Source organism: Leptolyngbya cf. ectocarpi LEGE 11479, assembly GCF_015207065.1.
GTDB classification, from domain to species: domain Bacteria; phylum Cyanobacteriota; class Cyanobacteriia; order Phormidesmidales; family Phormidesmidaceae; genus Leptothoe; species Leptothoe ectocarpi.
Map to the genome: position 1 here is coordinate 1 of NZ_JADEXP010000230.1, position 10,476 is coordinate 10,476.

Annotated in this window: 10 protein-coding genes; 4 read left to right on the forward strand and 6 right to left on the reverse strand. The window is 49.0% G+C overall.

Going from position 1 to position 10,476, the window contains the following annotated elements; translation table 11 throughout:
* From IQ260_RS20640 to petP, 4 genes are all read right to left on the reverse strand, one after another.
* Positions 1 to 746 (reverse strand): transglycosylase domain-containing protein (locus tag IQ260_RS20640; protein ID WP_193994981.1); only part of this gene is annotated, 746 nt, incomplete at its 3' end.
* Positions 747 to 908: 162 nt separating this feature from the next.
* Positions 909 to 1,922, reverse strand: coding sequence for a chlorophyll synthase ChlG (gene chlG / locus IQ260_RS20645; RefSeq protein ID WP_193994982.1), 1,014 nt, complete (start codon positions 1,920 to 1,922; stop codon positions 909 to 911).
* Between the two features lie 53 nt (positions 1,923 to 1,975).
* Positions 1,976 to 3,061, reverse strand: a complete 1,086-nt coding sequence (locus IQ260_RS20650; protein ID WP_193994983.1) for a Get3/ArsA fold putative tail anchor-mediating ATPase NosAFP — start codon at positions 3,059 to 3,061, stop codon at positions 1,976 to 1,978.
* 107 nt (positions 3,062 to 3,168) lie between these two features.
* A complete protein-coding gene (gene petP / locus IQ260_RS20655) occupies positions 3,169 to 3,369 on the reverse strand; it encodes a cytochrome b6f subunit PetP (protein WP_228016308.1) in 201 nt (66 codons plus the stop codon).
* Positions 3,370 to 3,488: 119 nt separating this feature from the next.
* Here petP and hisF point away from each other — a divergent pair, with 119 nt between their 5' ends.
* Both hisF and IQ260_RS20665 read left to right on the forward strand, forming a co-directional pair.
* The gene (hisF, locus tag IQ260_RS20660) at positions 3,489 to 4,289 is read left to right on the forward strand and encodes an imidazole glycerol phosphate synthase subunit HisF (RefSeq protein WP_456152054.1); all 801 of its coding nucleotides are present in this window, start codon (positions 3,489 to 3,491) and stop codon (positions 4,287 to 4,289) included.
* A 97-nt stretch (positions 4,290 to 4,386) separates the two neighbouring features.
* Positions 4,387 to 4,710, forward strand: coding sequence for a hypothetical protein (locus tag IQ260_RS20665; RefSeq protein ID WP_193994985.1), 324 nt, complete (start codon positions 4,387 to 4,389; stop codon positions 4,708 to 4,710).
* 70 nt (positions 4,711 to 4,780) lie between these two features.
* On the opposite strand, the gene IQ260_RS20670 is transcribed toward IQ260_RS20665, so the two are convergent.
* A complete protein-coding gene (locus tag IQ260_RS20670; protein ID WP_193994986.1) occupies positions 4,781 to 5,407 on the reverse strand; it encodes a peptidoglycan-binding domain-containing protein in 627 nt (208 codons plus the stop codon).
* Between the two features lie 516 nt (positions 5,408 to 5,923).
* Between IQ260_RS20670 and IQ260_RS20675 the strand changes: the two genes are divergently transcribed.
* Together IQ260_RS20675 and IQ260_RS20680 are read left to right on the forward strand one after the other, a co-directional pair.
* Positions 5,924 to 6,421, forward strand: a complete 498-nt coding sequence (locus tag IQ260_RS20675; RefSeq protein WP_193994987.1) for a hypothetical protein — start codon at positions 5,924 to 5,926, stop codon at positions 6,419 to 6,421.
* A gap of 472 nt (positions 6,422 to 6,893) precedes the next feature.
* Positions 6,894 to 9,413, forward strand: coding sequence for an HD family phosphohydrolase (locus IQ260_RS20680; RefSeq protein ID WP_193994988.1), 2,520 nt, complete (start codon positions 6,894 to 6,896; stop codon positions 9,411 to 9,413).
* 64 nt (positions 9,414 to 9,477) lie between these two features.
* Here the strand turns inward: IQ260_RS20680 and IQ260_RS20685 are convergent, their stop codons facing one another.
* Positions 9,478 to 10,386 carry a metal ABC transporter permease gene (locus IQ260_RS20685; protein ID WP_322745007.1) on the reverse strand — a complete coding sequence of 303 codons (909 nt, stop codon included), beginning with the start codon at positions 10,384 to 10,386 and terminating at the stop codon, positions 9,478 to 9,480.
* Positions 10,387 to 10,476: the final 90 nt, after the last annotated feature.

Here is a 10,476-nt window from a genome sequence, read left to right on the forward strand (position 1 = left end):
CGTTCAGGGTTGGTGTACGGATTCACACGGCCGGGAAATTTCGGCAAAGATGCCAAGACCGCAGCCTCTGATAGATCAAGCTCAGGAAGTGACTTGTTGAAATAATTCAAAGCCGCCGAGCCAACACCATAGGATCGCCCGCCCAGATAAATCTCGTTCAGATAGAGCTCGATAATATGCTCTTTGCTAAAGGCGCTTTCCATGCGGCGCGCAACGATGGCCTCTTTGAGCTTTCGGATCACTGTTTGATCATTCGTAAGCAGCATATTCTTCGCCACTTGCTGGGTAATCGTACTCGCCCCTTCCACCAGCTCACGATTGCGCAGATTAGAGTAGATAGCTCTAGCAATACCCTTATAGTCAATGCCTGCATGCTCGTAAAAACGCCGGTCTTCTGCTGCAATAAACGCCTCAATTAGAGTATCGGGGATATCATCATATTCCAGATATTCCTGGGTAGCCGGGCCAATTTTTTGCAGAACATCGCCATCGTCAGACTTAATCGTGATCGTTCCTGTCCGTTCAAACGTCAACGCGTCAGACACATCGGGTAAGTTGGCATTGGCCTCTTGCCAAAAACGATAGCCACGGGTGGCTGGACCGGCCAGCCCTGCCCCTGCCAATAGAGCCAGCCAGAATACAAAACTCTGATACAGTGGCCGGGGCTGTCTCTGCTTAGCTACGGCGGCTGCAGATGATTTACCCTTAGTCCCACCGCTTTTGACCTTCGCAATCCAATTAGCCACGTTAAAGAAACCCTACTCAACCGACTGTTCTGGGAATGGTCAACTCACTAGCAACCGTGAATACCAGCCCACTTGCTACCTTCGATGTAGTCTGCACCTGAAATACAGAGAAGCTTAGTTAATATATCTTGACATATCTCCAAAAGGCTATCAGACTGCCCCCTAACTCATCAAATAGTCGGTATGCCCCAGGGCTAAGCCCAGGATCAACATACCAATCACAAGAAACGGTTGAGCACTGGCCTGATACTTCACATCGTTTGCTAACGGATCCCGTAAGAAGTACATGTCTTGAAAGGTGATTTGGGGAATAATCATCAAGATTAGCAAAACCGCATAGAGATTTTTGTGAATGGCAATCAGATAGGTGGCCATTCCTGCTTGGAAAATATCGATCATCAACACGCAGATCCAGGCGGCTGTCCCCACCCCAAACATCACTGGCAGTGACTTCAGGCCCAAGGCTTTATCCCCCTCTACACTCTTAAAGTCATTGACCACTGCAATGCCTAAGCCCGCCATGCTATAGAGCAACGTCAGCACTACCACAGTAGGATTCAGCTGACCAAATAGCGCATGTCCCGCCCACCAAGGTAGGGCAATATAGCTTGCCCCAAGCGCGTAGTTGCCAAGCCAGCCATTTTGCTTGAGCTTAAGCGGGGGTGCGGAGTAGATATAGGACACAAACGAACCCCCAAGGGCCAAGGTCGTCAAGATAGGAAAGTCATGGTTTGCCCAGCGGTCTAGGCCATAGGAAACCACAATCCCCCCTAATAACAGCACCCAAATTTGCACCTGCACCTGCCCTAGACCAATGGCTCCGGAGGGAATCGGTCGATAGGGCTCGTTGATGGCATCGAGTTCACGATCATAGTAGTCGTTGATAGTCTGGGTGTAGCCAGTGAGCAGCGGTCCCGCCATTAGCATGCAGGCCAAGGAAACTAGAACGTGCTCAACACTCCACTCAAAATGACCAGACGAGGCCGCTCCACAGAGAACTCCCCAAATTAAGGGAATCCAGGTAATGGGCTTCATCAACTGCAGACGAATTTTCCAAATGGACGTTTCACCATCAGCAGCGCCTTTCATACCTAAAAGCTGTCGTGCTTTTGACCCTTCTGAAGACGCCTGAGGATCCTCGGAGCCAGGATTAACTGAGACAGGATTGTCGGCCATAGGCTTGGATAATTTTGGGAATAAAAGAGGATAAAAAACTAACTAGTCAGCGTCTAACCAAAGGACAAAATTAGATAGCCTGCTTGAAACTTAGCCCCCGTCACGGAGCGCCCCTGAAGCGCCTTGGGTAAGGCTAGGTTACGGCGTTGATCCCCAGCTTCAATGGTGACTTCTGGACCGTATTGAGTTAGCTGAATTTGGCTTTTTTCAAAGCTGGGTAAAAACAGACGCACCGTGTTTGTGGACAAGTCCACCTCCATGGGGGCGGGGGCGGATGGCCTAGCGGTATAGTCAGGCAACGCATCTATAAGCTCTTGCCAATCACCAGTTGGAGCAGGCAATACATACACAGGAAGCGGTTCAAAGCTTTGGGTATCCGCTGCTTGGTTAAGTAAAACTCCAGCCACTGTCATTTCTATTTGCTGAGCAGCTCCCCACAGATAGCGAGTGGTTGCGATCGCAATCTCATCTCCCCGCGATACCAGATAGGCCCTAACTCGCATCGGATCTTTGACCGCTGCAATCCCCTGGCCAACCAGTCCAGTCCCCTGCTGAACGTCTGGATTGTCAAACACGTCACCGGACATACCGCTGCTCAACACGGCCCCAGCCAGGGGTTGTACAAACGGCATCACCGCCTTAGAAAACTGTGAGGCCTGAAATACCTGCTTAAACCGCCGAAAATACCAGTCAATGCCAGCTGGCATGCCCCACATCCGCAGGCTGGCCTGATTACCAGGCCCGTCATGGACAATGACATCGTAGTCACCACAGGCATCATATTCCCGCAAAGAATTGAGGGTGAGGGCCTGATCCATACCCGGCAACAAACTTAGCTCCTGACCATAGACCGCCTTAAAAAAGGGATCCCGTAGATACTGAGCTTCTAACTTTTTCAGCTGCTCCCAGTTTTGCTCTAGGAGATGGGCGAACTGCAGCTGGATGACCGACAGATTGGCCGATACAGATGCAGGTATAGCCGTCACCTCGTGGCCCAACAGCATACCGAATCCAGGCCCCGCATCTTCGGTTACTAACAGTACGCGCTGTCCCTGGGCAGATAACTTTTTAGCAGTTGCGATCGCACAAGTCGAACGACCACTGCCCCCTTTACCTAAAAACGTAAGAATTAACGCCATCAGTGCTTACTACAGAATTAGCGTACCGCCTAATATCCAAACAAAGGGCACCCCATAATAGATGCCCTAGCTTATTAGGCTTGCAAACAATCTAGACCAATCTGCACCTAAGCTGTTTGCTTCAGCTCATCTTCAAAAAACCAGCTAGAAAACTGATCAGAAAACTCAACAACGACACCCACACCACTGCCATCTACCATTTTGAACTGGGTAACCTCGCCCTCTTGCCCTAGACGCTTGGCGACACTATCAGACACTCGATCCCGTACCCGTACAACCTTTACCTTTTGTCCGATATCCAAAGCCATGCTCCAAGACTCTCCTCTGTTTAACGTTAAACCTGAAAAATATTAAGAATTAAAACCAATCCTCAGTTTATCAGTGTCTTGCGCTTTGTAAGCTATCCTGAAGAACTGTTGCTGGAGCGATGCCAGCAGTCTATATATCTACTCCTACGAAAATATCCATGTTGGCCAAGCGAATTTTGCCCTGTCTCGATGTAAAAGCTGGTCGCGTTGTCAAAGGCGTTAATTTCGTAGAGTTAAAAGATGCAGGTGATCCAGTCGAATTGGCACAGGCCTACAACCAAGCTGGAGCCGATGAGCTCGTTTTCCTAGACATCACAGCCACCCATGAAGATCGCAATATCATTTTCGATGTGGTCCATCGTACGGCTGAACAGGTCTTTATTCCGCTGACTGTAGGCGGTGGTGTAAATTCCGTTGAAACCATCAAACAGCTTCTCCGCGCCGGAGCCGATAAAGTCAGCATCAACTCCGGTGCTGTGCGCAACCCTGACTTTATTCAAATCGCTAGCCACCGCTTTGGCAGCCAGTGCATTGTTGTTGCCATTGACGCCAAACGCCGTTCCAATGGCTCTGGATGGGACGTTTTTGTCAGAGGTGGGCGAGAAAATACGGGGTTAGATGCCATCGCCTGGGCCAAGAATGTCGTCGCTCGCGGTGCTGGAGAGTTACTCATCACCAGCATGGATGCTGATGGAACTCAGGCTGGGTACGACTTAGAACTAACACGAACTATTGCTGAAGCCGTCAATGTACCTGTCATCGCTTCTGGTGGCGCTGGCACCTGCGAGCACATCCACACCGCCCTCACTGACGGGAAAGCAGAAGCCGCTTTACTCGCCTCCCTACTCCACTATGGACAACTTACCGTTGGACAGATCAAATCTCATCTAGCTGAGAAGCAAGTCATTGTACGGCCTTAAAATATTCCGGAATGATGGGGCACTTTTATGATAGCTCTGTTACAATCTGTAAAACATGCACGCAATTCGTTAAGGTCTGTCCTTTGTATTTTTGTCGATGACGCTCCTGATTATAGCCATCGTTACCGGTTTAGTTGTTTGGGCCCTCCGTCTTATGGATAGGGCTCTTGTTAGTCAAGAGTTTTCCTTGATGCTGGCAGGTTTTTTAGTCGCTTCTTCTGCCGCCGCCATGGTAGGCGTCTATTTTCTGATGAGTGACTACATGGTGTACATCAACCAAAGTGAACTGAGATTTCAAGATCAATACACATCAGACTTTATGATTTTCGACGAGCGGATATCATCAGCCCAGTCACTAGAGTCTGAGTTAATTTCTCTGGAAATTGCTAACCTGACCGAGGATGTAGCTACCTCCAGATAGTAGACATTGCATAACGAAGGCAGCTAAGAAAAATATGTTGCGTAGCTGGTGCCTAATGTAATACCGGTGCCTACTGCAACAACAGCCGCCACGTTGTTGGACCAACAATCCCATCCACAACTAAGTCAGCCTGACGCTGGAATCTGATGACTGCTTGCTCTGTCTGCCCACCAAAGACACCATCGACTGGCCCCGTATAGAGATTTAACTCCCCTAGCCGGTTTTGTAAACGGCTCACCTCAGGACCAGTATCATCTAGCTTTAAAATCGGTAAATTAGCTGTAGCGATGTCAGGGCTAGCAGTCTCCTCTAGCGTTTCCCCACTTTCAACCGTGTCACCCACCTCTGTAGATGTTGTCAACTCAGGATTAGGTGAGGGGTTTGCTACCTGAGGGTTATTGAGACTGGCTGGTGTTGGAAACAAGCGTTGCCAAGTCAAGGGTCCAACCACACCATCTCCAACTAACCCTGCATCCGTTTGAAAGTTACCTACCGCCACTGCAGTTGCTTGTTCATAGGTACCATCTACAGACCCCGTGTAGTAACCCATCAGGGCCAACATTGCTTGCACATCTTTAACAGCAGACCCCGTACTCCCGATAGCTAAGACGGCCTCTGACTGCGCTAACTGCATGAACGCCTGGGTTGGCTCTGGAGATAAGTCTTCAGTTTCGGCCATTACAGCAAGTGGCATCATACTAACCACCGCTAACAGTCCAAGATTAGAGATCGTGTGTAAGCCCCAATGTTTCATGTGACAAAATCATCGTAATTTGTAGCATGGATATAAACCTGTTGGGTTTAATACCTAGCCAAAGCAAACCATAAAGATGGCACAGCATGTCTATTGAGTCCAGATAAATTGATATTTATAAAATCTGCTCAGCTCAATGCCACAGCTCTTATGCCACCAATTACAACTATAGATAGATTTTTCGGAAGTCTAATGGGTGCTTGTATAGGGCACTGCTATTTAGACGCCCCACCACAGCCAGCGATAGATTTTAGGAAGAGTCCTCTGCTGCATCAGTCATGGCTGTATGCTCCTCAGCCTGGGATCCTGCCGACACTCGTATCATCAAACTTTGATCTGGCAGACGATCTGGCAGACACAATTCCCTGGCTGCTGTACTACCATGATGCCCGACAGACACGGAACCATGAACTAGCTCAACACCTGACATTTGCCCCCTGCACTACAGCTATAACCCCAATGATCACAGCCCTTTATATTTTGGGTGATTGTCTGGAATGGCTGATGCAGGTTGCTCCTGTTAATCAATCCGCCCACCCCTCACTATGCGGACATCTCCAACAGCAATCTTTAACGTATCCTGCAGCAATTCGTCCTCAGACCAATCGTCTCATAGCATCTTTAGAGCCCCAATACCCGACCACTGATGACGATCAGACCCAGGACTCCAACGATTTAATGATGGCGCTCGCTGCCGCCATCCAGCAATCACTAACCTATCCAGAAAATCTAGCACTAGCCCTAAATACCAGTGATATGGGAGTTCCTACATCTATACTCATTGGCTGCTTGCTCGGAGCATGGAGAGGAACATCCGTTATTCCAAGTGAGTGGATAATGTCATTGCCCAATACTTCTAGACAGACTCTGAACCAGACTGCTCAGCAGCTTTATCGCAACTGGGCTGGTATTAACCACATTTCTGCTACGTTTGAGGTATTTTCACTAGATTTATAGGCTGAAACCACTCTGGATAAAAAGGACCTGGCTATAATGATGAGTATGGGTACGCATATCATCTCCCAACCCTGTTTGCCTCTGTAAGGTTGTAGATAGGAGGAGTGGTACGCTAAAGCGGCTACTTTATTCCAATGACCTGGTTAAATTATTAAGCCTAGATCGGCGCACGGTTGTTTACAGTGATTTTTGGGGTCTTAGGATTCAGGCAATCCCTTGTAGTTTTTTGTAGGTAGTCATTTACAAATGCTCTTAAAGGGTAAAGTCAACATCCTAGTAGGTTAGCCCCTGCAGGCTAAAGCATTGACTTTCGATTCTTTATGACATCTGGGGTAATTCCCAAGGACAACAAAATGTCCCCTTTCGCTTTAACCAGGGGCCTAACGCTATCGAGCCGCCAGATCAAGCATGGATATCCAGATATATATCCATCGGCTGATCCTGACGGCAGCCTTAGGTGTTGAGGCCTTTCATGCAGTCGGTGACATTCATGGTCAAAGCAGTTTGGCAACGTTTGCGTACTTGGGTGGGCTGGTGCAAAGCACGGTTACCGGAGTATTCCACATCGCTCCGTCAAAAGTCTAATACTTCAATTCGGCAATCGACCCGGTCAACCAACCCATCCACCGGGCGCTATGTTGTTTCCCGTCACCAGCTTTTAAACCAGACTCAGATTGCTATCCTGCTGTCGATTGTGCTGCTGACAGCAATTTTAGGACAACGATTTTACAACCAACCCGCTCTGACGGTAGGGACCGTAGCAGCTGATAATTTCATTGCGCCCTACAACGCCACATTGCCAGACATGATCACCACGGAGGAAAACCGTCAGGCAGCACGTAGTGGTTCCATTATTGTCCTAAAAATCGATCAAGACGCGACCCAAGTCATCTTAGAAGAAGCAAACGGGATTTTGAGCCAGGGCAGTACCCTACGTTTGCGGGCAGGCAAGATTCCCTACTTATCCACAGCTCAACTATCCAGTAGAACTCAACGATATCTGCGTCAGACCTCTACTCAGGAGTGGGAAGAGCTTTGGGACCTAGCCCAGATACCAACACTGACTAACAGTGTTTTACAAACGGGAGTAAACGGCACACTACAAGGGCGGATTAATAACTTGGGGTCAACCCAGCGCATTGCCCTGGAAGAATTAGTACGGTTACGGGAGCGTACATCGCCTCAAACAATGGCCGCCATTCGTAACCAGGTGAATGCTAATCGTCAGCAATATGCCAACATTACACCTGCACTCCAGCGTCTGACTACCCGTGACGGGCTAGAGCCCCTCGACCTCAAATTATTTGACCTCAGTGAGGCTGAGTGGCTAGCTGTCCAAGCGGCTAGTCGTTTGGCGCTCAATCGGATGTTAACCCAGGGAATTCATGAGAGCATGCCCCCTGATCTATGGCAGCAGGCAATTGATAGCCAGCTCCAAGGGACACTCACACTGGATACGCCAGACGGTCTGAGTCAAGATGATCTCATTGCTCAAGAAACCACAGCCAAAGAACTTGCCGCAAAAATTATTGGCTCCGTCCTGCGGCCTAACTTGGTCGAGGATCGCGAGCAAACGCGTCTACGGGCAGAGCAGGTAGAAAATGAGGTCAAAACAGTCACCGTTTCTATTGAACGAGGCGATGCCATTGTCAATAGGGGTGAAACTATCACCCAAGGAGATTTTGTTTTACTAGACCATTTTAAGTTGACTCAGCGTCGATTTAACTGGCTAGGGTTTATTGGGTTTGGTGCATTAGTCAGTGTTGGCATTGGCCTATTACTTTGGATCGATCACTGGCAAGCGGGCGGGCTACGACAGCGAGATCATTTGCTAGTGCTGTGTCTGATTATGAGTGTCGCCGTTCTGATGGCTCTCAATATTCCTGGCCTGGGGTTACCGGCTATTGGTCTATTGTTGGGCAGTTTTTACGGTTATGTTTTAGCGACAGCCATCATTGGGCTCTTGGTCATTTGGCTGCCGGTGGGTGGCTCCGTTAGTGTATTACCGCTGTTTGCGGCTGCCTGTGCGGCCCTGATTGGTGCTTGGATTGCCCCCAGGTTGCGATCGCGAGAAGAATTTGCCCTCCTCGGCGGCGTAGTCGGCCTGACCCAAGGGTGCCTGCACTTAGTGCTCACTTTGATGTTTAACAGTGTGGCGGCTTCAGTGTGGTACACCGTACTTCGCGATTCGGCTCTGTTTGGTGTATATGGTGTCGCCTGGAGTATTGTGGCTCTCGGTGTGAGCCCCTATCTAGAGTCATTTTTTGATCTAGTCACCCCGATTCGTTTGGCGGAACTGTCCAACCCTAACCGCCCTCTATTAAAACGCCTGGCCGCCGACGCCCCTGGGACCTTTCAGCACACGATGTTTGTGGCCAACCTAGCAGAAGCCGCCGCCCGTGCCCTTGGCCATAATGTAGAACTCGTCCGAGCTGGGACTTTGTACCATGACATTGGTAAGATGCACGATCCGCTAGGGTTTATCGAAAATCAGATGGGCGGCCCGAATAAACATGACTTGATTAATGACCCCTGGGTCAGTGCAGACATTATCAAAAAACATGTCACTGAAGGGTTAGTAATGGCCAAGAAACATCGCTTACCCAAAGCGATCCAGGCATTTATCCCGGAACATCAGGGAGCGATGTTCATCAGCTATTTCTATTATCAGGCGCAGGAAATTGCTAGCCAAAATCCTGAGATGGAGGTGCAAGATGACGATTTTCGCTATGACGGCCCCATTCCCCAATCGCCTGAAACGGGTATCGTCATGCTGGCTGACTCTTGTGAGGCCGCGTTGCGATCGCTACACAAAGAAGCCTGTGCCGAAGATGCTTATGCCATGGTCAACAAAATCCTCCGGGCTCGTTGGAAAGACAAGCAGCTGATTGAGTCCTGTCTAACCCGTAAAGACATGGACATTATTGCCAATGTTTTTGTGCAAGTGTGGCAACAGTTTAATCACAAGCGGATTGTTTATCCTAAGGGATAGATAGCAGCAAAATAGGGAAGAGAGAGTTTTATATTACATTTGACATCACAGAAGAACGCAAAGCTCACTGTTGACCCGATATCTGCCGCTTGAATCTCTGCCCTAGAATGCCATACTTAGGGGCAAACGTCATGGCGAGAGAAAAGAGAACAGTCATCAGAACAACAATGCTACCCCCCGTGGAAATATCCAGGTGATAGCTTAGATAGGTGCCTAAGACACAGGAAATAACGCTGGTAGCCACAGAAATAGTTAGCATGTGGTCAAAGCGATCGGTCATCAAATAGGCGGTGGCTCCTGGTGTAACCAACATGGCAACCACAAGCACAATACCTGCGGTTTGCAATGCGGTGACAATGGTTAAAGCTAAGACTGATAGTAGGGTGTAGTACATCAGCTGAGTATTGAGACCAATGGCCTTAGCATGATTTGGATCAAAACAGAACAACAGCAGATCCTTACGACGGAGCAAAATGATTGTCAGGGTCGCCAATCCCGCTATCAAAGTTTGAATAATGTCTGACTGGGAAATCCCTAGAACATTGCCAAATAAAATATGAAACAGGTCCACATTGCTCGGTATTTTGGTGGCTAGGACTAAGCCAAAGGCAAAGAAGCCAGTAAAGATCACCCCAATCACAGCATCTTCTTTCAGCCGGGTTTTGGACTTTACATAGCCAATGATGACCGTCGCTCCAAACCCAAAGATAAAAGCGCCCAGCGCAAAAGGGAGTCCCATGGCGTAGGCCACTACCACCCCTGGCACCACAGCATGGGATACGGCATCTCCCATCAGCGACCAGCCTTTGAGGGTAATGTAGCAAGACAGTACTGCGCAGACCACACCCACAAAAGCACTGACCCAGAGAGCTTTTACCATAAAGCCCGCCTGAAGCGGCTCTATTAGCCACTGCCACATAGGCTCGAAGATGAGTCCCAATGTCGGCCAGTGCATCATCAATAAATTACTCATAATGCCCCTGGGAGAGAGAATTCTGGGACAAACTGCTAAGGGGCAGGCCACCAAAGGTCATGGATAGATTGTCTTCGGTAAAGGTATCGG

Bases quoted from the DNA above. Each gene is read 5' to 3' on its own strand.
- IQ260_RS20650 (WP_193994983.1), bottom strand. From the start codon at position 3,061: ATGGCGTTAATTCTTACGTTTTTAGGTAAAGGGGGCAGTGGTCGTTCG.
- IQ260_RS20670 (WP_193994986.1), bottom strand. From the start codon at position 5,407: ATGATGCCACTTGCTGTAATGGCCGAAACTGAAGACTTATCTCCAGAG.
- IQ260_RS20680 (WP_193994988.1), top strand. From the start codon at position 6,894: ATGCAGTCGGTGACATTCATGGTCAAAGCAGTTTGGCAACGTTTGCGT.
- chlG (WP_193994982.1), bottom strand. From the start codon at position 1,922: ATGGCCGACAATCCTGTCTCAGTTAATCCTGGCTCCGAGGATCCTCAG.
- IQ260_RS20675 (WP_193994987.1), top strand. From the start codon at position 5,924: ATGATCACAGCCCTTTATATTTTGGGTGATTGTCTGGAATGGCTGATG.
- IQ260_RS20685 (WP_322745007.1), bottom strand. From the start codon at position 10,386: ATGAGTAATTTATTGATGATGCACTGGCCGACATTGGGACTCATCTTC.
- petP (WP_228016308.1), bottom strand. From the start codon at position 3,369: ATGGCTTTGGATATCGGACAAAAGGTAAAGGTTGTACGGGTACGGGAT.
- IQ260_RS20665 (WP_193994985.1), top strand. From the start codon at position 4,387: ATGACGCTCCTGATTATAGCCATCGTTACCGGTTTAGTTGTTTGGGCC.
- hisF (WP_456152054.1), top strand. From the start codon at position 3,489: ATGCCAGCAGTCTATATATCTACTCCTACGAAAATATCCATGTTGGCC.